This window comes from Agaribacter marinus (assembly GCF_030160655.1).
Lineage (GTDB): Bacteria > Pseudomonadota > Gammaproteobacteria > Enterobacterales > Alteromonadaceae > Glaciecola > Glaciecola marina.
On sequence record NZ_BSOT01000002.1, the window covers coordinates 154675 to 177735 of the forward strand.

At 41.2% G+C, this 23061-nt stretch carries 24 protein-coding genes; 9 read left to right on the top strand and 15 right to left on the bottom strand.

Features of this window, described 5'->3' with window-relative positions; genetic code table 11:
* Positions 1-92: 92 nt before the first annotated feature.
* On the bottom strand, positions 93-968 hold the full coding sequence (locus QQK00_RS01190; RefSeq protein ID WP_284215656.1) for a DMT family transporter: 876 nt from the start codon (positions 966-968) through the stop codon (positions 93-95).
* A gap of 218 nt (positions 969-1186) precedes the next feature.
* Here QQK00_RS01190 and QQK00_RS01195 point away from each other — a divergent pair, with 218 nt between their 5' ends.
* From QQK00_RS01195 to QQK00_RS01210, 4 genes are all read left to right on the top strand, one after another.
* Positions 1187-3658 carry a hypothetical protein gene (locus QQK00_RS01195; protein WP_284215657.1) on the top strand — a complete coding sequence of 824 codons (2472 nt, stop codon included), beginning with the start codon at positions 1187-1189 and terminating at the stop codon, positions 3656-3658.
* Between the two features lie 173 nt (positions 3659-3831).
* Positions 3832-4827, top strand: coding sequence for a sialic acid TRAP transporter substrate-binding protein SiaP (locus QQK00_RS01200; protein WP_284215658.1), 996 nt, complete (start codon positions 3832-3834; stop codon positions 4825-4827).
* Complete coding sequence (locus QQK00_RS01205; protein ID WP_284215659.1) at positions 4805-5374, top strand: TRAP transporter small permease; 570 nt, start codon at positions 4805-4807, stop codon at positions 5372-5374. The genes QQK00_RS01200 and QQK00_RS01205 overlap by 23 nt, the downstream gene beginning before the upstream one ends.
* Positions 5375-5380: 6 nt before the next feature.
* Entirely contained in the window at positions 5381-6658 is a 1278-nt protein-coding gene (locus QQK00_RS01210; protein ID WP_284215660.1) for a TRAP transporter large permease, read from the top strand.
* Positions 6659-6705: 47 nt separating this feature from the next.
* Here QQK00_RS01210 and QQK00_RS01215 read toward each other — a convergent pair whose 3' ends face one another.
* Positions 6706-7515 carry a MerR family transcriptional regulator gene (locus tag QQK00_RS01215; RefSeq protein WP_284215661.1) on the bottom strand — a complete coding sequence of 270 codons (810 nt, stop codon included), beginning with the start codon at positions 7513-7515 and terminating at the stop codon, positions 6706-6708.
* Positions 7516-7678: 163 nt separating this feature from the next.
* Between QQK00_RS01215 and QQK00_RS01220 the strand changes: the two genes are divergently transcribed.
* Entirely contained in the window at positions 7679-9223 is a 1545-nt protein-coding gene (locus tag QQK00_RS01220) for a hypothetical protein (RefSeq protein WP_284215662.1), read from the top strand.
* A 4-nt stretch (positions 9224-9227) separates the two neighbouring features.
* Here the strand turns inward: QQK00_RS01220 and QQK00_RS01225 are convergent, their stop codons facing one another.
* From QQK00_RS01225 to QQK00_RS01270, 10 genes are all read right to left on the bottom strand, one after another.
* A complete protein-coding gene (locus tag QQK00_RS01225) occupies positions 9228-9803 on the bottom strand; it encodes a VOC family protein (RefSeq protein ID WP_284215663.1) in 576 nt (191 codons plus the stop codon).
* Positions 9804-9843: 40 nt separating this feature from the next.
* Positions 9844-11274, bottom strand: a complete 1431-nt coding sequence (locus QQK00_RS01230; RefSeq protein ID WP_284215664.1) for a PQQ-dependent sugar dehydrogenase — start codon at positions 11272-11274, stop codon at positions 9844-9846.
* Between the two features lie 12 nt (positions 11275-11286).
* Complete coding sequence (locus QQK00_RS01235; protein ID WP_284215665.1) at positions 11287-12063, bottom strand: thioredoxin family protein; 777 nt, start codon at positions 12061-12063, stop codon at positions 11287-11289.
* A 120-nt stretch (positions 12064-12183) separates the two neighbouring features.
* Positions 12184-12591 (bottom strand): MGMT family protein, encoded by a 408-nt coding sequence (locus QQK00_RS01240; protein ID WP_284215666.1) that lies wholly within the window; start codon positions 12589-12591, stop codon positions 12184-12186.
* 98 nt (positions 12592-12689) lie between these two features.
* Positions 12690-13163, bottom strand: a complete 474-nt coding sequence (locus QQK00_RS01245; RefSeq protein ID WP_284215667.1) for a GNAT family N-acetyltransferase — start codon at positions 13161-13163, stop codon at positions 12690-12692.
* Positions 13156-13563, bottom strand: a complete 408-nt coding sequence (locus QQK00_RS01250; protein ID WP_284215668.1) for a helix-turn-helix domain-containing protein — start codon at positions 13561-13563, stop codon at positions 13156-13158. Before QQK00_RS01250 ends, QQK00_RS01245 begins: the two co-directional genes overlap by 8 nt.
* A 211-nt stretch (positions 13564-13774) precedes the next feature.
* Positions 13775-14179, bottom strand: coding sequence for a GFA family protein (locus QQK00_RS01255; protein WP_284215669.1), 405 nt, complete (start codon positions 14177-14179; stop codon positions 13775-13777).
* A gap of 29 nt (positions 14180-14208) precedes the next feature.
* Positions 14209-14523 (bottom strand): DUF1330 domain-containing protein, encoded by a 315-nt coding sequence (locus tag QQK00_RS01260; protein WP_284215670.1) that lies wholly within the window; start codon positions 14521-14523, stop codon positions 14209-14211.
* A 23-nt stretch (positions 14524-14546) separates the two neighbouring features.
* Positions 14547-14945, bottom strand: a complete 399-nt coding sequence (locus QQK00_RS01265) for a VOC family protein (RefSeq protein ID WP_284215671.1) — start codon at positions 14943-14945, stop codon at positions 14547-14549.
* A 46-nt stretch (positions 14946-14991) separates the two neighbouring features.
* Complete coding sequence (locus QQK00_RS01270; RefSeq protein WP_284215672.1) at positions 14992-15879, bottom strand: helix-turn-helix domain-containing protein; 888 nt, start codon at positions 15877-15879, stop codon at positions 14992-14994.
* 62 nt (positions 15880-15941) lie between these two features.
* On the opposite strand from QQK00_RS01270, the gene QQK00_RS01275 reads away from it, so the two are divergent.
* Complete coding sequence (locus tag QQK00_RS01275) at positions 15942-16313, top strand: DUF2750 domain-containing protein (protein ID WP_284215673.1); 372 nt, start codon at positions 15942-15944, stop codon at positions 16311-16313.
* A 5-nt stretch (positions 16314-16318) separates the two neighbouring features.
* Here the strand turns inward: QQK00_RS01275 and QQK00_RS01280 are convergent, their stop codons facing one another.
* Positions 16319-17575 carry a helix-turn-helix domain-containing protein gene (locus tag QQK00_RS01280; protein ID WP_284215674.1) on the bottom strand — a complete coding sequence of 419 codons (1257 nt, stop codon included), beginning with the start codon at positions 17573-17575 and terminating at the stop codon, positions 16319-16321.
* A 103-nt stretch (positions 17576-17678) separates the two neighbouring features.
* On the opposite strand from QQK00_RS01280, the gene QQK00_RS01285 reads away from it, so the two are divergent.
* Positions 17679-18368: a hypothetical protein gene (locus tag QQK00_RS01285; RefSeq protein ID WP_284215675.1), complete on the top strand. Its 690-nt coding sequence runs from the start codon at positions 17679-17681 to the stop codon at positions 18366-18368.
* Between the two features lie 413 nt (positions 18369-18781).
* The gene (locus QQK00_RS01290) at positions 18782-19549 is read left to right on the top strand and encodes a DUF4097 family beta strand repeat-containing protein (protein WP_284215676.1); all 768 of its coding nucleotides are present in this window, start codon (positions 18782-18784) and stop codon (positions 19547-19549) included.
* 108 nt (positions 19550-19657) lie between these two features.
* Here QQK00_RS01290 and dgt read toward each other — a convergent pair whose 3' ends face one another.
* Entirely contained in the window at positions 19658-21094 is a 1437-nt protein-coding gene (gene dgt / locus QQK00_RS01295) for a dGTPase (RefSeq protein WP_431307715.1), read from the bottom strand.
* Positions 21095-21274: 180 nt separating this feature from the next.
* On the opposite strand from dgt, the gene QQK00_RS01300 reads away from it, so the two are divergent.
* Positions 21275-21592: a hypothetical protein gene (locus QQK00_RS01300; protein ID WP_284215678.1), complete on the top strand. Its 318-nt coding sequence runs from the start codon at positions 21275-21277 to the stop codon at positions 21590-21592.
* A gap of 78 nt (positions 21593-21670) precedes the next feature.
* Here QQK00_RS01300 and QQK00_RS01305 read toward each other — a convergent pair whose 3' ends face one another.
* Positions 21671-22666, bottom strand: a complete 996-nt coding sequence (locus QQK00_RS01305) for a branched-chain amino acid aminotransferase (protein WP_284215679.1) — start codon at positions 22664-22666, stop codon at positions 21671-21673.
* Positions 22667-23061 lie beyond the last annotated feature (395 nt).

Sequence of the window (23061 nt, forward strand, 5' to 3'; positions counted from 1 at the left end):
AAATAGCGTATTTACATACTTAACGCATTAGTGTTTTTAACAATTTGTCTTATTTTTTTAACTTGTTATTGTACGTCCACATGCCGTTGCTTTTATTGCCACATCACTAATATTGCAGCAATGGATATTAATAACAACCCGATCAATTCGTTTCGCTTGACTCGCTGCTTCAACCAAAACGTTGATAGAAAAATTGTGAATAGTACTTCAATTTGTCCTAAGGTTTTTACGTAAGCGACATACTGTAAAGACATTGCACTAAACCAACCAATTGACCCTATACAACTGGTAAAACTTGTCGCTAACGTTAGCTTTTTATGCGCTTTTAATTGAACAAATGTATGTGGTTCTTTATAAGCAATATAGATAAGCAGTAAGACTGTTTGCACGCACAATACCCATACTAATACCCACGCGGCTTTGTGCGGAAACGGTAAATCCAACGCTAATGAAGCCTCTCGAACATATAAGGATGTCAGTGCAAAACTCGTCCCACATGCAAGTCCAATAAATACAGTTCTTACGCTAAAACTATCTTTCTTTAACAGCCCACTCAACATAAATATCGCCAATGTGCCAAGTAAAATCCCACCCCAACCTAGCACTGACAACTGACTACCAAAAAAAAGCATGCCGATAACCCCAGCAACCAACGCTTCACTTTTTGCTAGTCCCGCACCGATAGCAAAATTCTTTTGTTTGAATAAAACGACCATTAACGCGGTTGCCAATATTTGCAGACAAGCGGCAATACCCACATAAACTAGGAAGGTTAGGGAAAAGTCAGGAATGGCTTGCGGAGAAAAAACGTACAGAGTAAATAAATAAACTGCAGCAATGGGCGATGCGAATAAAAACCTTGCCAAAGTCACGCCAGAAGTACTGACACTGCTGCTCAATTTACTCTGTAGTGCGTTACGACCCGTTTGCATGAAAGCCGCAAGCAAGGTAAAGAATATCCATGCCATGAAAGTATAGGAGCCCGTTGTTTTATAACGCTATGTTGTACACAATCATACCGACAATACGCGAGCGTCGCGCGACTGTTTCGTTATAAACCATATTTGGGTGTCATGTTTGGCGACACACATGCAAAACGCATAGGGTGTTTTTATGTGGAGGATGCAATCCAAATAGTGTAATGTATATATAAATATACACTTTTATATATAACGCAGTATTTTACATGTTAATGTTATCAATGCTTAAAAACCGACACTTTCCTGCATTCTCAGGGACGCGCGCTGCCGTCACAGTTATCATGATATTTATCCTCAATGGCTTTGCTGGTGCAGTGAGGGCCGATGTCGTACTACTTGGTGACAACAGTCCTTGGGGCAACGTTAAGGATGGCGATTTCGATCTTGTTCCTGGGTGGGCGGTGCATGATTCCCCCCATTGGCGAGTAAACGAGACATTGAGCAAAGGCGAGCAAAAAGCGGGCGTTGCAAAAAATGTGTTTACTACCCGAGGAAAAACGTTAACGGTAGTTGAATCCTATGCATTGAATAGTGCTGACTATCCAACATTTTATGATAAAGACACTTTATCTTGGCATATTGCGCTTAAAGCTGAGCACAAGTCAGAGGCCTCAGTTAGCTTAAGCCTTATGTTTGGTGACCGCGAAGTCATACTCTCTGCACCGCGTGCCCTTAACGGCGGACCGGCCCCTTTATCTAGTTTTTCAGGTACTTATAAAATGACGAAGGCGGACGTTAACAGTCCAACGCCTGTTTTTCGGGTATACGTCAATGCGACCGCGGGCGTATCCGTTTTTATCCATAATGTGGATATAAAAGTCTTAGACAAAGGCCTACCCGCTCCGCAGAACATTCAGGTTTCATCAAAAGATGGCAGTAACCTTCTGCAGTGGAAGAGCAAAACTGGAAATACGCCAGTGAACATATATCGCAAGGCGCAATTCAATAAAAATTATACTAAAATAGGCAATACAAAAACGACACGCTTCGAAGATACTTCAGTTATAAGTGGTGTCGAGTATAAGTATGTACTTACTTATTTGCATAATTTAAAAGAATCGAATGCAAGTGCGGCGCTAAGTCACCGACAAACAGATAACCAAGCACCTACGGCCCCAAAAACACTGTCAATCAGTCCGCTCAACACAGAAATCGAACTGAGCTGGAACAAAACAGATAACGACACGGCTTACTATCAAGTATTCCGCAAAAATTCGGCATTTTCTGGCTATATATTGTTAGCGGACAATATTCGCCAAAATAAGTTTGTTGATCTCATTCCAACGAAAGAAGAATTGAATGACTATAAGGTACGCGCGGTAGATTATTCAGGTAATACTAGCAAAATGTCAGACGTTATTTCTGCACAAGTAAAAGCGGTAAACGGTGCTGCATTTTCTGACTTGATTAAACCAATGCCAATCCTATCGAGTTTACGCTCGGATTTATGGGGCGCAGACAATGTCCTCCCTCGCGATCCTCATAATGGAATGGAACACCCCGACTGGTCATATTGGGGCGGAAACCCGGTGTTAGACGATGACGGCAAATATCATATGCAAGTGGTTCGCTGGCCTGAAAACGCGCTACGCGGCCATTGGGAATGGTCCGATTCTACGGTAGCACATGTAGTATCCGACCACCCAGTGGGTCCTTATTCCGTCGTAAAAGACACCGCTTATGACTACGCAAACGGTAAAGGCCACAACGCCGATATCATCCTAATGAATGACGGAAGCTATTTACTTTATTCGTTAATTAACTGGAAGCCGACACTACTTAAGTCTAAATCCATGAACGGCCCTTGGGAACTCGTTGGCGAAATGACCATCGAATATGATGCTAACGCTTTAGGTGATGAGCGAGAGTACCAAGTACAACGGAACTTATCAGGCGTGCAACTGGACGATGGTAGCATGCTATTTGTCAGCAAGTTTGGGCGGATGATTAAAAGTGACAGCTTACTTGGCCCATACAAAGTGCTGACAGATGTGATCAACAACAATGAGACGATTCCAGAATGGTATCGAAAGTCGAACTACGAAGATCCTGTTATGTGGCGAGACGACGTACAATTTCATATGATTATCAATGCGTTCTTAGACTATCGGGCCATTTACCTGCGCTCAAAGGATGGTATTCATTGGCAATTCGAAACGGGGATTGCATACACGCCCACGAGTACCGTTTATGAAGATGGCACACGCACTCACTGGTACAAACTAGAGCGTCCACACGTGTTGCAAGACAAGTTTGGACGAGCCACGCACTTGTCACTTGCTGCTATAGACACCGTCAAACGCCAAGACTTTGCCAACGACAAACATAGCTCTAAAAATTTAATAATTCCTTTAACCGTCACTAAACGCATCGAAATATTGGGTACCGAAATGACGGGTGACGGGGATAGCATAGTCAGTTTGCTAATAAAACAAGAAAAGGGCTTCAATCCTGAAAACGACATAAACGTAGACACCTTGCAGTTTGGCGCATCCCAAAAAGTTAACTTTGGGAACGGCGCAAGCGCAGTCGGCCTAAGGCAACATGATGACGGTCTTGTACTATTATTCAATAAAGACGATTTAGGACTCGACGACAGTAATTTTACTGCCAAACTTATCGGGAGAACATCAGATGGCGAATTACTAGTGGGCTATGCTGCACTCCACGACGAGTAAAGGTCGCTGTCTGCGAAACACCTAAGAACGTTCAAAAATCCGCCATTCTAAAATCGAGTAAGATATCCGTTGCTTTTGTATGGTGGACTGCGATAATCTTCACACAAACATTTATTTTACATATAAGCAACAATTCAGCTATTCAAGCGCCCAAATCCGGACTATTAACTTAAATGAGCATACTCAACGCAATCATTGCCAGCATTTCGATTATTCTTTTGCTGAGCGTTTCGACTAGTACATCCGCTAAACGCGATGACACTAACACGCGTGTAGTCCGTTGGGCTCACGTTTACGAACCTTCTCATGCACTTCATAAGTGGGCCTTATGGGCTAGCGAAGAAATATATAAACAAACCGATGGTCGCTATAAAATTGAAGTCTATGCCTCATCTTCTTTAGGTAAAGAAGCGCATATCAATCAAAGTTTAAGCCTAGGTTCCTTAGATATTATTTATACGGGGACAAGCTTTGCTTCACAAATATATAAACCACTAGGTTTATCCGAAATGCCCTATATTTTTGAGGATTACACGCATTGGCAGCGTTTTGTAAACTCTCCTGTTTTTACTGGTTTAGCTAATGAATACAAACGCTTATCTGGCGGAAACGTGATTGTTAGCTCTACTTATTACGGAGAGCGCCATTTAACATCTAATCGCCCTGTAATTACTCCCGAACAAATTGAAGGGCTTAAAATACGCGTCCCTGGCGCGGCAGTATATCAGTTGTTTCCCTTGTCCTTAGGTGCAAAACCCAGCCCAATTTCATTTTCAGAAGTATATTTAGCTATTCAGCAAGGTGTTGTCGATGCACAAGAAAATCCACTACCAACGATTCAAGCGAAGAAGTTTTATGAAGTACAAAGCCATATAAATCTTACTGGCCATATACTCGGCTCAATTCTGGCGGTTGTCAGTGGCAGAACATGGAACGAATTATCACCTGATGATCAGCGCATTTTTACGACGGTACTCAATCAAGCAGCTGAAAAGGTATCAAGTGAAACTCGATTTAATGAGCAAAACCTTTCTTCATGGTTTGAGGCCCAAGGCATTACAATCAACCAAGTAAACCGAAGTGCTTTTCGACAAAAAGTGTTAGGGTTTTATGAGCACACGACATTTTCTTATGACAGGGATATCTATGAAAGCATCCAAGCCCTCTAATAACGATTCGCTATTGGGCGAAATTGATTGGGATACCAGTGAAGATGACGCATTTGACCCATCAACCGTTGGTATTGAAGATTGGCTATCTATCGCCTTATTTTTTGCGCTTGCCTTAATATTGATAGCGCAGGTACTAAGTCGTTATGTGCTAAATGCACCTTTAGGATGGACTGAAGAGGTCGCGCGCTATCAACTCGTATTATTGTCGTTTATTGGCGCCTCCATTGGGTTTCGAAAAAGATCTCATATTAGCTTCGTCTATTTCCATCGATTTATGCCTGCAAGCATAAAACCCTTACTGACACTTTTGTTATCCGTGATCAATGCCGTATTTTTAGCATTTTTACTGTACACCTGCATGCAAATCATTCCCTTATTGCAAAGTCATGAAATGAGTTCTATTTCATTTTCTATTAGCCTCTTATATGGTTTGGTTGGCTTTGCCTTAGCGGCATGTTTAGTCCGTTCAGGCATAAACACGTTTTCAGATCTCAAACAATTAGCTACCTCAACAGCGTTAGCAGATTCTCAGGATAAGAAGTAAAAAAATATGATCATAGCCGCACTATTTATTACCTTATTCTTGCTTATACTATTGGGCGTTCCCATTGCTTTTGCCTTAGCAATAGCGTCTTTAGTCGCCATATTGATTGAGGGCAGCATTCCAGATTTAGTGATCTTGCACCAAATGCTTGGTGGTATGGACAGTTTCCCACTGTTGTCGATTCCATTTTTCATCCTTGCTGGCGCATTAATGAATCAAGGCGGCATCACCAAGCGTATATTCGATTTTGCTGGCGCCTTAATGGGCTGGTTAAGAGGTGGATTGGGTCACGTAAATGTGGGCGCTTCGATTTTATTTTCTGGCATGTCTGGCGCAGCCGTGGCTGATGCAGGCGGGTTGGGCGCCATCGAAATTAAAGCAATGCGCAACAAAGGCTATGATGCGGACTTTTCCGTCGGCCTAACCGCTGCCTCATCAACTATTGGTCCAATAATCCCACCTAGCCTACCTATGATCATCTACGGTGTTATTGCTGGTGTATCCATTGGCCAATTGTTCGCCGCTGGCATTATACCCGGCTTATTAATGGCCTTGGCGCTATCAATAATGGTCACAATATATGCACGAAAGCGGAATTACCCGAAAGATGCAAAGTTCTCACTAGGCCGCATCGCGGTCACCTTTAAACATGCTTTTCCTTCCTTACTAGCGCCCGTCATTATTGTGGGTGGTATTTTAACTGGCTTTTTCACGGCAACAGAGGCTGCCGTCGTTGCATGCGCCTACGCATTCTTGCTTAGCAGCTTGTGGTATCGTAGCTTGAGTTTAAAAGGTCTGCTTAAAGTGTCTTTCGATACCATCGAAACAACAAGTTCAATCATGCTAATTATTGGCGGTGCTGCAATATTTTCGTGGGTATTAACAAGTCAAGGGATTCACCAAATTGTGGCTGATTCATTGGGGTTTGCGGGAGGGAATAAATACACCGTCTTGCTTGCGATTACGCTCATCCTTTTCATTGTTGGCTGCTTTATGGAAACTATTGCAGCAATCACCATTCTCACGCCGATTTTGCTACCCATCGCTTTAGCAGCAGGCATTGATCCTGTGCAATTTGGTGTAATCATGGTCTTGAATTTGATGATTGGTTTACTCACGCCTCCTTTGGGCATGGTATTGTTCGTTCTATCTCAAGTATCGAGTGTCCCAATTGAGCGTTGCGCTAAAGCCACATTGCCCTTTTTATTACCCTTAATTGTCGTGTTGGTACTAATAATGTTAGTGCCAGCGTTGACACTGTGGTTACCGAGTGTTCTTTACTAAATTAACTAAAACAAGATAAGGCTCGCAAGTACGAGCCTTAACCATACCTACATTAATGTTCGATACTTTTCTTCGTTGTGCTTAAGCTCATTTTCAGCAAAATAAAGCATTGCCTCATGTAAATGATCTGCAAATCCAGGCGCGTAATGGTTATACATATCACGCATCACTGGGTCATTTTTCGTTGCATCAACGATATCAAGGTACATCGCATACGAAATCCCCTCAAATGATCCTTCCAATTCCGTTTTATAGAACATCCGATTTGACAGTTCAAATGCTTCTATTACCAAGTGCTGAACCGTATCGAGTGTTATCGGTTGACCTACTACGTCAACGTAACGCATCGTCCATTCATTGGCTAGCCTCGTTTCTTCGGACATCTCCTCTTCTGATAAATTACCGTATGCCTCAAGCACTTTGTCGCCATTAGGATCGTCAAGTAGTGATTCTTTCCAAACTTTTGCTTTATCACTTGGCAAACCTTCAAACAATATATCAATATTTTTTTCACCTTTTATCGCACTCATTGTCACCTCAATTCGATTAATCATAGATTTAGTGTCTAGTAGCCGTTGATGTAAAAGCGCTTTTTGCTTATGCAGAACATTCATTAAGTCGTAGTCTTTTGCTGTCATGATCGTCTTAATCTGATCAAGTGACATGTCTAGGTCTCGATAGATCAATATTTGCTGCAAACACGCGGCATCATGCGCTGAATATTCACGATATCCGTTGTGTGGTCTGCGATGAGCAACGAGCAATCCAATTTCGTCATAGTAATGAAGTGTCCTAATACTGACACCTGCAACCTGACTAAGCTGACTGACAGAATAACGTTTGTCTTTATTTGGCATGTTTAAGCACTCTCTATTTATCAACCGTAGACATGATGAGGTATTACGCTGCGTGAGGGTCAAGTATACAATCGAGCGCCTGATTGCAAAAATACAAAAATAGGCGTACGCTTTTTAAGCAACATAAAATGATGAATTGAGACAAATTAGAAGGATATTCAAAATGTCGATGTTTAAATCTTCCAAATCTTGGCTGATAGTTGCCGCCTATTTTTTTATTGTCCCAGCGTATGCAAATGGAACAAGCACGTTTATCGCGGATGAATTTTATAAAAATGGTGAGTACCTTAAAGCAAAACAAGCATACGCCGAAATTGCGCCACTTGGCAGCCCGCACGCATATTATCAGCTTGGTAGAATTCACTATGAAGGTTTAGGTACTGAGCAAGATCTATTAAGCGCAATCGTTTACTTTTCACTTGCGGCAGAATACCAATTCATTGATGCCGAAAAAGCAGCTATGGCTTTATTAACTGCCCTGCCCGCGTCAGATCAAATAGCAGCACGTAAGTTGGTCTCTCAATATAAAGAAAAGTACGGAAAAGCTGTACTAGCATCAAAATATTTTCCCGAAATAAAGCATGAGAGTCTAGCAAATACTTTGTCTTTCGGTGGCGAAGGTATATTGCAAATAGACTACAGAGATCCAGAGTTATTTCTTGATGACTTTTCTGTTGGCGTTACAACTTTTGATGACGAATTTGGCTTCTTTGAAGACGATAATTATTTGCGGGGTAGCGACAATTCTTCCGCACAGCCATTTTCAAGAGAAAAGCAATTTGAAGAAAGAACACCAAACAGGTTACTAAGAGACCTTGAGCCATTCATTATCGTTGACTATGACCTAGCCCCAGATGGCTCTATTCGAAACATCAGAGAAGTCGATACCTTTGGTTATAATATTCCACGGCTGCTGCAACAACTTTCTAGGCACTCAGCACCAGCCCCAGTGTATGACGGAAAACGAACCTATTTTACCGGTCGAGCCTTTCTTGGTATTGCAGCCATGACTAAATGGGAAGTACAACAAAGAGAAGCATATATTTTTAGTTATATTAAACGTAAGGCTAGGCAACTAAAAAAGAGTGAAGATATCGAGGATTTGTTTCAATATGCGGTCGCTCTTCAAAACTTTCGTTGGTTACCTCAGGCAGAAAATGAATCGATTGAGATAATGGAAAAGGTCGCAAAAACAGGACATGTCATCGCTCAATTTGAATTAGGCGCGCGCATGTATCGAGAACAGCGAGACATCCCTAAAGCAATTGAGTGGATAATAGCGGCTAGTCAGCATGGTTATGCGCCCGCAGCATATATGTTAGGACATATATTGCAAAACAGTCCATGGGTGATCAATGACGAAAAAAAAGCCTTATTTTGGTATCAAAGAGCTGCAACTGAAGGCAGTCCCCATGCAACGCTTAAAGCCGCAGAGTTGCTCTTGTTGGCAAAAAACGCTGAACTGCATGATGTAGAACAAGCGCAGGCATACCTAAGGAGTATTGAAACAAGTCAGGAAAAAAACCCAGAATATTATTTTTTACGAGCCGTTGCGCGCAAAAATGCTAGCCAACGTGACATGCAGCTTGTGGTTAAAGACATTCAAAAAGCCATATCACGAGGCAAAACCCTCCATTGGGATGTCAGCTATTGGGAATCATTGCTAGACGCTTGGACTACTGGCCGTGTATTGATAAAGGATTTGTAAGCAATTAGTTGGAGAGGTGAATCACCTCTCCATTGGGCCCGATAAAATACTGCTTTTTCTCATCAATTTCTGAAGGTGCTGTACTGACTTCCAACGAATAACCGTTAGCAATTAAGCGCGTGGCGACTAACACCAGATCATCCGCAACAAGAGTAAATTCAGTATCAAACACTATATTCGATTGTGACAAGTCGACAGACGCAATTTTTGGCGGAATATGCAACCTTACGATGGCATCATTTGCTTGTAAGGTAAGTACTAATACTTCAGCAAGCTGACCATCTAATACTTGCGCATCAATTAAATCAAAACCAAGTATTTCTCGATAAAGCGTCATTGACTTTTCAAACGCTATCACGTTGACATTATAATAATGTAAATCGCTAACTGGCGCGGCATCCTTCGCTACAGTGTTCGTCACATTAGTTTTTTGATCGGCCAGTGTCGCTTCACCCACTAATTCGCCGGGCGCTGAAGTGGAATTGCAGGCCATAAGCACTAAAGACAACAAAGCGACTAGACTACATCGCGTCATTGCCGCACTCGCATTCACGTTACCCTTTGATTTTTTTGTGTTCATGACCTACCTCATTAGCTTATACAAATTCGACTTGCGGTGCTTAAATTGATAAGCGCAGAATATGCCCTTTCCCATCAATCGTCACAACGAGCATGATTGCACCGTCAGGCGCAACACTCACGTCACGAATACGTCCTCGGTCAGACAGAATTACATCCACATTGTCAATCGTATCACCTTTAGTGGACAGGAGTTGAAGCTCTTGAATGCCCATGCCACCAGCCAACATTTTACCCTTCCATTTGCTAAACATATCGCCATCATAAAAAGTGATACCCGCCACTGCGATAGACGGCACCCAATAGTGTTTAGGTTGTTCCATTCCTTCCTTTTCAGTTAGGTGAGTAATGGGGGTTCCATTGTAATTCATACCGTAGGTGATGACTGGCCAGCCATAGTTTGCGCCACGTGCAATAACGTTGATTTCATCGCCACCACGAGGACCATGTTCTGCTTCCCAAATGCGATTAGTATTTGGTTCTACCACCATCCCTTGAGGGTTACGATGACCTAAGCTCCAAATACCGGGTAGCGCTCCTTTTTGACCGACGAACGGATTGTCGTTAGGTACTCGACCGTCATCATGCAAGCGAAAGACTTTACCGTTTGGCGAAGCCATGTTTTGTGCCGTTGGGCGGTCACCACGTTCACCAAACCCAAAGTAAACATAACCTTCTGAAAATACGATACGTGAACCGAAATGGCGACCAGAGTCTGAATATGCAGAATTCGGCGCTGTATAGATGTCTTGATGCTCAACCCACTTACCGTTGCTTACTTTTCCTCTGGCTATTTTGCTAGCGCCTTGCTTACCATCTTCTGAAGCAGCATAGGCAACATATACCCAGCCATTTTTTGCATAGTCAGGGTGCAATGTAATATCTAAAAGGCCCCCTTGCACGTGATGCCAGACAGCAGGGAAATCTTTGATCTTACTGCTTGATTTACCGTCTGCTGATATTTGTAACAACGCGCCGTCACGTTGTGTCGCCAGCATAGAGCCGTCTGGCAAATATTCAATTGCCCATAAGATGCTTTCCGCCGTGTGTATATTTTCAATATTGAATGTGTGACCTAGGGATGTAATCGTTTTTGATTTTGTATTTGGCTTATTTGCTTCACGCGCCAATTTGTAACGTTGTTCATTAATATAAATAACTAAAGAGCGAATTTGATCGTCAGATAACGCTGCTTCCCATGCCGGCATACCTCGGTCAGTTGCGCCCTTCTTAATAAAATGCGTAAGAGACGCTGCCGAGCCGTCTTTTAACCATTTATCATTTAGAAAAGAATCAGCCATGCCACCACCAAGTGCTTTACCATGGCAAGATGCGCAATTTTTTTTGTACAACTCTTCTACTTTTTCTTCTGCATATAATGAGCTAGAGAAAGCACTAAGCGATAGGGCAAATAACGATACCCCACCGGTAATAAACTTTTTTGTTTTGTGTGACAATGCTAGGGCGTTCATACTTCCATATTCCTATAGGTGTAAAAATTCTGCGTATTCAGGTAAAACTAACGGCGTCGACTGATTAGATGCTTGTTGCAATCTTGCTTGCTGCCTGAGTGAGATCAAATCTTGCTGTAACTGCGATCTAAATTTGCGTACTTCGACCCATGCATCATTGAATACATCGTCTGATTCAAGTGTATCTTCTTTATAAGACTTAAGTAGCGGACCAAGTTTGCTATATGCCTCAAATAATCGTTGTATCTGTATTTGTTCGAAGCGTTGTATTTGTTCAAGGTAGGGCGTTTTAATTTGTGCACTTTCCAGTAAATGCTCACCTTCAGCATACTCGCTAAAATAGCGAATATACTCTTCACTGGGCACAGAATCAGCGCTTTGCCACTTACTGATGGATTCATAGTTTAGTAAGCGTTCACTTACTGGATCAACAATAAGTACTGTTGGCGTACCAAAATATCCGGGGTAAGAAAATCGCTGAGTTATATGTCGCTTATCTTCTAAAAAGCCCACATCAACGAATAAGGTTTTATAGTGTTGTTTGAGTAATGCATGCATTTGTGCATTCGAAAATTTAGCTGACAAGCCTCGACTATCATGGCACCACTGCGCACCCAGTACAATCATCGCCAGTTTATTCTCGGCTTTAGCTAGCGCCAACGTTTCATCAATATCTTTAATTGCAGATTCTGATGGAGAGAAAACATATTCATCTAAAACGCGATCAGAATTGTCGCTGGCAAAGCCATTCAAACTAAATAATAAGAATAAAGATACTAATAGTCTCACGGGATATCCTTTGCTTGTGAACTGGAAATACGTAAATTTGCAACGCTAATATCAGCTGTATTTACAGTAACATACTCTTGTTTAAGTACAAATACAGGATAATTTAACAAACTAGGTAGATTAACTAAACGCTGTCGACAACTTAGACTTAAAATCAATGACCACAGGCGTCTTTTTATTAGGATCTATTTTAAGCCCTTCGTTTTCAAGTAGCTGAGCATGTTGTAAAAGCCCACCTGGAAACTTAGCAATCAATTCACCTTTGTTTTTGATTACGCGCCAGTATGGCGCATCTGGGTTGGATTTTGAAAGAATAACCAGAGACTTCATTATCGCTGCAGGGCAAGCCGTTTGCACTTCAAAATCATTTGCCAGCTGAGCCCTTAATTGCGTAATTGTTGCCAATTCACCACTATGTATATTGGCAATTAAGTCCGCTACAGTATTTGGTGATGGCTTTACCATTTTGCCAGCACACCCCATAAACTTTTCCATTGTTTTGGGGATTTCCTCAATGAGATCTTTCATTTAAATTTATTACTCATTTGCCTAGGTAAACATCTAAACCGATAAGAACTCAGGTTAGCGAGTATTTTGATATGCTTCAACTATCTGTTGACGTTTACCTATAAGGCCAATTTCATTTCGATAAGAGACGACGTAAACCCGACCTTTTCGTAAGCTTTAATGGCGGACGTATTTTCGACGTAAACATCGAGGTAACAGTCTTCGACATCTTGTTGCTTACTCCACATCAAGAGCTTTTCGATGATTTTGGAGTTAACACCTTGTCCACGAAAATCAGGTAATACGTACATAAACCCTAGGTAAGCATGTTTTTTGTGAGTAAAACAAGGTGTAGATTCTCTAATCTGCGCATATCCTGTGGCTATAATTCGCCCATTTACTTCTACAACGAGTAAATGAGCAGCATCAGAAGAAAGGAGGTCTTCTATGTCGTAGTAGTACGTTGGCTCTTTTTTTATTTGTTTATTAAATGGTCTTTCAGCGTCAATGACGCCTTGCTCCAATTCACGCAAACTCGGAAGGTCTTCTATGCTAGCTTCCCTGAATAATAAATCGGATAATTTCTTATTCATAAGACATTCCTAGCCGATGCTTCACCATTTTGTAAGCAGAAATAACTAGACAGCCCCCCGCCATCAAATATAGTAAGGCGCCAAATGAGTTTGCTCCCGCTGTTACTGCGTTTGCAGCTACTACAACAAAAATAAGTGCAACTGACAACAAGTAGAATATATGGTTTGCTTGGTACTTTAACATATTGATAGCACTCACTTTATCAGTATCAGATGTATCAATATTATTTGATAAGTCGGCGACATCAATATCTAAGGCAGCTGCCAAACACTTTAATGACTCGACACTGGCAGAATTGCCATTTTCGATACGTTGAATGGTTCTAACATTTAGGCCGGATAGCTTCGCGAGTACTTCTTGAGAAAGGTGACGTTGCAATCGGATCAGTTTGAGATTCATGAGTATTCTTGCCTATTTTCAAATTTTGGTGGCCAGCAAAAAATAACTTGGCTTACTAGGTACCTATAATATTACTATGGACTTAATGGCAATACGCACAACATTTGGGTGACTTTACCCCGACAGTGCACGTAATATCTGCCTCAAAACCAATTCAGCATTAATGTTCGAACTCACACTAACTAACGTGAACGCTGGATAACTAGAATATTCACAATTGTAAGTGTAGCCAAACCGATGCCCACCTTTCAATTTTTTCGTCAGCCGCAAGTAATTTTGGCGATACTGTTGTGGAAGGTAACATCAAAGAAGAAGCAAGTAAGCTTGCATTTAAAGCACCTAAACACTCGTCTTCAATATAAATTGAAACAGCTACTATGACCTTACAACTTCGGCAAGAAAGAAAATCTGCTTGTTCGCTTCCTTGGTGATGCACCATAAGTGACTCCCTGTGCCGTAGCGATAAGTAGCCCTTAGGATCTGACAAATATGAAATACCGCGACTTGTACAAAAATTGCAATCACATTGCCTAGGGCTATATCCGCTTAATGCTTTAGGTAGCTTCAGCGTAAACTCAACACTGCCGCAAGCACACGATCCGTTATATTCAAACATCGCCAAAACTATACGTTTGCCTAAATATTCTAATCATTCACCTTACTCTTTTCATGCATCGAAATCGTAGTTACCGATTTCACTGAACGATTAAAATATTGCTCTTTTACCGCAAGATATGCGGGGTCTGAAAAAAACGCATCCATTATTTTCTTACTTGGAAAATCAATCGTAAACACCCTATTTATCACATGCTCTGTTTTCGACTTCAATACACGGTCAATGACAAAGTCGAATCCAAAGCTTCCACCAAATGAATGGAGTATCGGCGCCATATTTTCGCGGTAAAGTTGGTACTCGCTATCATTGATAACCTCTAAACCCATTATTCTCTCAAACGACATGTATACTCCTGTGGTTATTTACTTTAATTCGTATTTGCCTCAATGTGTTGCACAACATCTACGCGGAAGCCAGCCGGATCTTGTAACATAAAGTGTATTTGCCCCCAAACTTCCTGCTTTAGTGTCATTACAACGTCTAAACTCATTCTCTGCGCTTCAGCATACGCTTGCTCAGCATCTCTTACTTCCAATGAAATAACGTATCCATCCTTAGACATCATCGCATGAAGAAACTCTGGCTGAGTCGCATGATTAGGCATTAAAAATCCCAACTGAGCGCCTGTGCTTGGGGATACAAGGTGCAAATAAAAATTGGGGTCAAAAAAGACAGCATTAAAACCAAAAACAGACTCATAAAATTGTTTTACGCTTTCTAAATCAGTCGTCACCATCACCGGAAACATCGCTTCGATTTCTATCATTGAACTTTCTCCTACAATCATTTAATTAAGTAGATAATAGTATTGTTCAACCGTTAGCACGTTGATTGGATAAAACGGACAAATTTTTGAACTCAGTGGGAGTGAACCCAGACAAGCGCTTAAACTCTCTAATATAATGGGATTGGTCGTAATAATGAGCAGCCCAAGCGACATTTTTTTTATCTACATCCATAGTATTAAGTGTCCCTTGAAAACGTAAGACTCTTGCAAAATCTTTCGGCGTTGCGCCTAAATATAATTGCGTCAAACGCCGAAGTTGTCGCGAAGACACGCCGAATTCAGAACACTGTTGATCCGACAGATTAATACAGGAAGTTGTATTGCGATGGCAATACCGGATGTAGTGAGCAACACGCATATCGACAGTAGTACGCTTAACCACAGAAAGCAGCAGCGTAGACAAACATTTACAGCGCTCATCAAAACTCTGAGCTCTTTCAAGACGCTCAAAAGCGGTGTGCAACAAGGTATTTGACAATAAGTCCATCGCGTGAGCTACGCCATTGTTCAAACACCATTCACCTAATGGTACAGAAATTAAGCTCTGATGTCCTAGCACGCGAAAGCGAATACCAAAATACGATACCTGCCCGGCTAGCGTAAATTCGATTGGCGATAAAAACGGAGGAACAATAATATTGTCTTCAACGTTGTTTAGGTTAATTATCCAGTCCACACAGTTATCTGGCACACCGCGATAAGAAAACTGACCTGAGGGCACATTGAGTTGCCAAAAACTCTGCACCCAGTAATTTAGTGGCGATGGCGGTAAAAAATGCCTATATGCACCCGCTTGGGTGACACGACCTTGTTGTGGATCGTAATCTATATCCATTAGCATGAATGTATTAGCCTCTTTGAACACATATGTAGCTGAATATTCCTGATAACTTAATGTCTGAATTATTACCAAAACTAGGCATATTACCTTACTATTAAACAACAAGCCGATTCTGATTAACAGGCATTTTAGACATGACTACTGACTCCTCACAAATCAAAAACCAACCACAAGAAAAACGCTATCACTATTTACTCAAGCATGTAGTGGCCAACCAAGATATTTGGATACTCACCGATGAACATGGATGCGTGATGCTAAATACTGAAGATGAGGACTGTGTACCTGTTTGGCCAAGTAAAGAATTTGCCGATGACTGGGCGACGGGAGACTGGGCGCATTGTAAACCACAAGCGATTCCCCTGAGCATTTGGCATGAGCGATGGACCGATGGCTTAGCGGATGACGACGTTTCTATTGCGGTGTTTCCCAACCCCGACGAAGATGGCTTAGTTATCTCTCCCGACGAATTTGATTACGAGTTAACGCACGTTCGTCAAAAATAATTTACTTACGCGGCATGCAGTTTTCTGTACTCAGTCGGTGTTTTTCCCGTTTCTCGCTTAAATACTTTGTAAAACGATGAACGTGCGTTAAACCCGACTTCATATGCAATGTTCAACACACTGTCTTCATTTGCAATTATTTTTGGTTTGGCGGTTTCGATACGCCATTTATTGATGAAATCAAAAAAGTTTGTATCCATTGTTTCATTTAGCGTTTGAGAAATATAATTAGGTGATATCGCCACATGCCTGGCCAACTTATGCAATGAAATACTTGGATCTAAATGCAGTTCGTCTTCTATCATCGCTAGATTTATCTTTTCTGCAATGCGCTTTGATTGTGCTTCTCCCAGTGCAGATCTCGCATACTTTTTATTTTGAGTATTCTGTTTTTGGTTTATATATTCTGTCGCCTGATGGTTAGATTCCTTTATAGTTGAGGTGTCCGTATCGTTGGTGCTCAGGCTGTCAATTGGTCTTATCTCTTCAGTGGCTTTTATTTCTAGTTGAGAAAGATAACGACCATCAAACCCTGGTTTTTGTCTAAGTCCCCATAGAGCAAATGTCCATACTAACGTAAGAGATAACAATGCCCCAAGTATTGAACCAAATAGATAGACGTTACCCAGCATATCAGCCAAGATCATGACCACCATACTTAACCAAGCTAAACCAACAACACCCAAAACCCAGTATACCCATGCGAGTTCGCGGTTTTCATTATTTGCAAAAAGTTGTTTTAATTGGCGCTGATATGCGAGTAAACGGCGCACTATTTTGACAGCATAAACACTCGACTGAACTAACCAAAATAGTATGGATATGAAAACACTCATTACAACCACTAAAGGATAGCCACTGTTAATCTCTTGTCCTTCGACAAATATAGCGTGCTCTTCCGCGGTTGAAAGATTTAACATCAATAAGCTTACGCCAAGCGCAAATACTAATGGGATGAAATGCAAACCATCTTGTTTTCGAAGTTGCCAAGGTGTTTGTGAGGTTAGGCCGCTAATGTATAACCATAAAATAGGCGAAATACTCAACCATGCAAACAAACTTAACGCAAAATAAGGGACTAAAAACGTTGGTGAAATTTTAGCAATCACTGGCGTGATGGCAATAATTCCGCTAACGAAGAAAAATAACGACAATGGGATATTCGAAGGATGCTTCATCGTTCGGCCAATCAGTAAAGTAATACACAATGCCGCTTGACCAACAGACATCATACTAACAGCCACTAAAACATGTTCGTTCAAATAAATATCTCCAAAAAAATGTCCGTTCTTACCCTCACGGACGACAACAGTCGCTCTACATTGCATTATTTGACTGTCCAAGTCGCAAAAAAAAGGATGCAATATGGAATTTTCAATAAGCTTAGTTTTTCACATTATTACCGGCAGTATCGCAGTTATAGCAGGCGTCATTGCACTCTTTGTAAAAAAAGGGAAAAAAACCCACCGACAATCTGGCCGTTGGTTCTTTTATAGCATGATCCTCATGGCAATTACGGGTGCCATTCTATCGATTATCTTATCAATGCCGATCACATTCATTGGCAGTGTCCTCACTATTTATTTAATTGTGTCTTCTTGGACGTTGGTAAAAAACCCGCCAAACACAATTAGACAGTATGACTATATCTATCCAGTTGTTGGTCTAACTATTGCCGCAATCAGCGGGTACTTCGCTTACCAAGCCAATTTGTCACCCGACGGTTTATACTATAATTACCCGGCTGGCCCCTATCTTTTTATGGCTGTCCCCGCTAGCATTGCCACGTTATTTGACATCCGTATGCTAATCACAAAAGGGCTTAAAGGACCAAGCCGCCTAGCCCGTCATTTATGGCGCATGTGCTTCTCGTTATTTATCGCTATTGGCTCATTTATGGAGCAAGGTTTAAAATCGATAGACCTTTCACAATATGTTGACCAATGGCTCATTGACTTACCTTCCAACATCATCATCTTAGCCACCGTGTTTTACTTAGTAAAAGTGCACCTTGGCAAATGGTTAGCCCGCAAACGTTTACCAGAAGCAACGTAAACCATGTTAAACACTTTGCATTTTATTGTTAAATTTTAAGATATCCTAAACCATAAATCATGTGTTGTTAACAATAAACAAATACTTAAAATTCTCTATCTAATTAGGGCGTGTTGCTTTTCGCGGGGCAACACGCCCTAACATTTTTTTTCGAGCGACTTAAACCATTCAATCACCTGCGTCGACTAAGATTTATACGAGCACAATGCATAAATCTCAAAATGTAATCAATTTGCTCAATTTTTCGTTATTTTGACAAAAACAACATTGCTAAAACAACCGTAAGAAACACTAACCACTTGTTTTTAAGGTAAATTTATTGTTGGTATACCAAATGCTATATACGACCAATATTAGCTTAAAACTAGTTGAACAAAACCAACACCGCGTTAGAAATTAAAAAGGATGATCAAATGATTCGCCAAACAAAAACACCAGTATTTACTTTTATTTCAGCTGTTGTCGCCAGCTTTTTGCTTGCTGGATGTGTTATTCACGTAGGTGCATCTGACTACGAAGACAATCATGAAAAGAAGCATTATTACAAATCAAGCAATAGTTATACGAGCGCAAACAAGAGTGTGAACGTACAGGACGGTGTTACTACAGATGAAATATCGAGCACAAATGGTAGTGTGCGCGTAGGCAATCGAGTAACGGCCAAAGAAATCACTTCAAATAACGGTTCCCTAGATATTGGCGACGATGTTACTGCGGACGAAATATCCAGTGTGAACGGTACAATCAGAATAGGTGAAGGCGCTTCAATTGCCAGGAATATAGAAGGCGTGAACGGAAAAGTCGTTATTGATGACAACGCCAGCGTTGGTCAAAACATTGAAACAATTAACGGCAAAATAAAAGTTGGCAACAATAGTAAAGTAAAAGGAAAAATAGAAACGGTAAATGGCTCAATTGAGCTTAGCGGCACAACCGTTGATAAGAACATTGAAACGGTAAATGGCAATATTTATGTGCAAAACGGCAGTCATGTTAAAGGTGACATCATTTTAAGTGGCAAACGAAAACGCAATAGCAGTTGGTACAACAAACCATCTAAGGTTGTCATCGACAGTTCATCAAGCGTTGACGGCAAGATCATTGTGTATCGTGAAGTTGAGTTCGAATTTGATGATGAATCGCTCATGAGTAAAGTGGAAAGGCGCTACGAAGCACTTTAGAGATTTACTTTTCCTACCCGGCAGCGCTTAGTCTTTATGGCATAAAAGCCAACAGTCAGATTAAGTACCTGCCGTTTTTATTGGCACTCAAAAGATTGATTCATTCGGTCACATGCTAACGTATAATGCGCAGTAGTCGTCGTAAGCAAAGTGGTCTGTCATGCCACTCACGTTATCTTGTAGCATCCGACAACGATAATAAAATTCATCTTCTGGCGATACTTCAACAGCCGCCTTATATGCATTAACGTGTTTATTTGCGACCTTATTTAAGAGTCGTTTTTCAAGCGAAAATGCGCACTTTCCTTCAAACAAAGATGCAAACTGGCGCTGGCTGAGACGAAGTATTTTTCCATACTTGTTTAATAGGCCAGTAATAATCTGATATCCCTGTAGCTCACTTTGTTCGACTTCGTGGTGGCTAAAAGCATACTCAAATGCAACTGCTTTAAACGCAGCAGATATAGCATGCGCCATAGATTTGTCTTCCAAGAGCGCAGCGTTAAAACGACCGTGATAACAATCTTCGATGTTGTCAATAAAGCGCTTCGCCGCGTGCTCAACCATCGTATGCTGAGAATTTACACGCAAGGTGACAAAGTATTCGCTATTGGTAACAATTTTGTTTTCATTCGCTTTTTTAAGCGCTCGGGTAACAATTGATTCCATCCGCTTTAGCGAAGACACATCGTTAATGCCAAAATCTTCAGTAATATCTTTGTAGCGCAATAACAATTTAGATGACAAGGTATCAATAGACATGATGCCTTTTTCAACGGCATCTTCTAAATCAGCAATACAATATGCAATATCGTCCGCCGCTTCCATAATATAAGACACCGGATGTCGGCATCCGACATCGATGTTTAAGGCCTGTTGAATATCTTGCACTAAGGGTTTTTCTGATAAATAGTAACCAGGCTTTTTCTGGAGATAATTAGCTTCGGGCTTTGGCTCAGAAGCACATCGAGTATACTTCAAGATGCCGGCGATTTGCGTATAAGTTAAGTTTAGCGATTGTAAGCTATGTACAATCCGAATAGCTTGGGCATTGCCTTCAAAACTAACTAAATCTTGCTTTTGCGCCGCACTCAAATGACTGCCTGACTCGGCAATTAGCTCATCTAAATGCTGTGTAAACCAGCTGACAATTGTATCTTCACCAAAGTGACCATATGGCGGATTGCCGACGTCATGCAACAAACAAGACATTTCAACAACCGTTTCAAAAATGCGCGCTAAGCCATCTAATCCATATTGATGTTGTAATGTTAACGGCAATTCAGCAAACACTTTGCGCGTGATGTAACGTCCGACTTGCATCACTTCCAGCGAGTGAGTAAGGCGGCTACGCACGGCAGCATTGCGCTCAAGCGGAAACACTTGCGTTTTTTGCTGTAAACGACGAATAGCTACAGAATTTAAAATGCGGCCACGATCACTTTCATAAGCACGCTCAAGAGATTCAATAGAAACATCGCTATTTCGTTTTGCACTTTGCAACGCGCGCTCTGGGAGAAATTTAGTTCGGAAGTTAATAGTCAACATTTAAGCGTATTTAATAATTTAGCAGCAACAATAGCAAAAATCCCTTACTAGGTATTGTACTTCAACACTATAAAAATCTAAAACCAGATAAATGAGAGCTGTTTCACCGTAAAGTTGTAGTGTTTGACGAAATAAATGAAAATTTTATTTTTTGGGGTTCTTCTATAGGAGATTACGTTGAATAGAAAACTTGAACGACATGCAATAAGTATCTCAGTCCTTACTTTGAGCCTTATACTGCTGATTTATACAGAATACTCAGAATTTAGATACATAGCCCTTTTAGGCTTGGCATCTTCGCTATTTTTGTTTCTGGGCAGCCAAGACACATCAAGTAATTACTACAAAGTAGGAAAATACTTGATGTGGTTGCAAATGCTTGGTTTTTTCACAATCATTAGTCTCAAGATTGGATTCATCGGGATTGTATTAGGTATAGTTTGCGCAGCAATAACCTACTATGTGCTTAGAATAATAGACAACGCACCTAAATGACGTGAACGACAGCTCAAACGAAACAACTACTTGGATGATTCCACTTGCAGTACCACTAATGCCTGTTTAAGCACTTAGTTAGACTTGAACCAACCAACCATGCTTATCTTCTGCATTACCCCATTGGATATCATTGAGTGCGTGTCTTAGCTTCGTTGTTGTCGCACCTGCTTCACCGCTTCCTACCGTATATTCTTTATTGTTGTAAATGAATGTACCTACTGGGGTTAATACAGCAGCGGTGCCAGACAAGGCGGCTTCTACATTAGGTTTAGCAGCACGTTCCAATAATTCGTCGACAGTAATATCTCTTTCACTCACTGTCATACCCATATCTGAGGCAATGGTAAGTATCGAGTCGCGAGTTACGCCGTGTAAAAAACTAGTATCAAGTCCTTTAGTAATAACTTCATTGCCGTCAATAAGAATAAAATTTGCCGCGCCAGTTTCCTGTACGTCACCATTTGGGCAAAATAGGATTTGATCAGCCTGTACATCGTCCTTTGCTGACAGAATAGGCCCTAGTGCACTTGCGTAGTTCCCACCACTTTTTATCATACCCATGTGCGGCGCACAGCGCATGCCGGTTTCATCCAACAACACACGTAGTGGTTTTGCACCACCTGCAAAATAATCACCAACCGGCGATAACAGAACATACAACAAAGAACTTGACGAGGGGGCAGCCGCTTTACCAATAGAAGCTTCAGTCCCAATGTGCGTCGGTCTTACATACATAGATCCCGGCGGCGCAGGTACTTCATCTGCGTATTGGCGTACAATATTGACGATCATTTCTTCAACTTGCTTTGCGTCGAATGCTGGTAACTTTAAAAGTTCGCTACTTTGCTGGAAACGTTTGACGTTTTGATCCATACGAAAAAGGTAAATTCCACCGTCTTTGTGTCTGAACGCTTTCAAACCTTCAAAACAAGTACTTGAATAGTGCAAGACATGTGCGCCGGGGTGCATGGGAATGCTATCGGAAGGCACATTTTTTGTGCTAGTCCATTCACCATTTTCAAATTTGGTTATTGCCATTTCAGGCATAAATACTGTACCAAACGCCGCCATTACTCTTTCCTAATAGTTATCAGGCCTTAGAATAAGCACCTGAAAAAATGATTTAATTCATGGACGGAAGAATAAACGCTAATTCGAGCGCTTACAACCATAGTGTCACGTTATTTATGCGATATTTAGAGCGGCGAGTTTAAAAACTGACTAAGAAGATAACGATGAAGTATTTTGAAGGTGTTATATTAATCTAACGTCAAAAAGCTTCGCTATTTCAATACGGGTTTCCAGTAGGGACAGGTAATCTCTTAAACTAGCAAGCAAAGCGCGTAGCAATACTAAATCAGACGCTTAGACTCGCATGCATTTGGTGCCAAACATCGACTCGTTAGTACAGCCATGAGTTAATTTAGAAAATGAATCAAAAGCGAAACCTGGTAGAGCCACAAAAA

Coding starts and splice junctions, on each gene's coding strand:
- QQK00_RS01190 (WP_284215656.1), bottom strand. CDS start 968: ATGGCATGGATATTCTTTACCTTGCTTGCGGCTTTCATGCAAACGGGT.
- QQK00_RS01195 (WP_284215657.1), top strand. CDS start 1,187: ATGTTAATGTTATCAATGCTTAAAAACCGACACTTTCCTGCATTCTCA.
- QQK00_RS01200 (WP_284215658.1), top strand. CDS start 3,832: ATGAGCATACTCAACGCAATCATTGCCAGCATTTCGATTATTCTTTTG.
- QQK00_RS01205 (WP_284215659.1), top strand. CDS start 4,805: ATGAAAGCATCCAAGCCCTCTAATAACGATTCGCTATTGGGCGAAATT.
- QQK00_RS01210 (WP_284215660.1), top strand. CDS start 5,381: ATGATCATAGCCGCACTATTTATTACCTTATTCTTGCTTATACTATTG.
- QQK00_RS01215 (WP_284215661.1), bottom strand. CDS start 7,515: ATGCCAAATAAAGACAAACGTTATTCTGTCAGTCAGCTTAGTCAGGTT.
- QQK00_RS01220 (WP_284215662.1), top strand. CDS start 7,679: ATGTCGATGTTTAAATCTTCCAAATCTTGGCTGATAGTTGCCGCCTAT.
- QQK00_RS01225 (WP_284215663.1), bottom strand. CDS start 9,803: ATGAACACAAAAAAATCAAAGGGTAACGTGAATGCGAGTGCGGCAATG.
- QQK00_RS01230 (WP_284215664.1), bottom strand. CDS start 11,274: ATGAACGCCCTAGCATTGTCACACAAAACAAAAAAGTTTATTACCGGT.
- QQK00_RS01240 (WP_284215666.1), bottom strand. CDS start 12,591: ATGAAAGATCTCATTGAGGAAATCCCCAAAACAATGGAAAAGTTTATG.
- QQK00_RS01245 (WP_284215667.1), bottom strand. CDS start 13,163: ATGAATAAGAAATTATCCGATTTATTATTCAGGGAAGCTAGCATAGAA.
- QQK00_RS01250 (WP_284215668.1), bottom strand. CDS start 13,563: ATGAATCTCAAACTGATCCGATTGCAACGTCACCTTTCTCAAGAAGTA.
- QQK00_RS01255 (WP_284215669.1), bottom strand. CDS start 14,179: ATGTTTGAATATAACGGATCGTGTGCTTGCGGCAGTGTTGAGTTTACG.
- QQK00_RS01260 (WP_284215670.1), bottom strand. CDS start 14,523: ATGTCGTTTGAGAGAATAATGGGTTTAGAGGTTATCAATGATAGCGAG.
- QQK00_RS01265 (WP_284215671.1), bottom strand. CDS start 14,945: ATGATAGAAATCGAAGCGATGTTTCCGGTGATGGTGACGACTGATTTA.
- QQK00_RS01275 (WP_284215673.1), top strand. CDS start 15,942: ATGACTACTGACTCCTCACAAATCAAAAACCAACCACAAGAAAAACGC.
- QQK00_RS01285 (WP_284215675.1), top strand. CDS start 17,679: ATGGAATTTTCAATAAGCTTAGTTTTTCACATTATTACCGGCAGTATC.
- QQK00_RS01290 (WP_284215676.1), top strand. CDS start 18,782: ATGATTCGCCAAACAAAAACACCAGTATTTACTTTTATTTCAGCTGTT.
- QQK00_RS01305 (WP_284215679.1), bottom strand. CDS start 22,666: ATGGCGGCGTTTGGTACAGTATTTATGCCTGAAATGGCAATAACCAAA.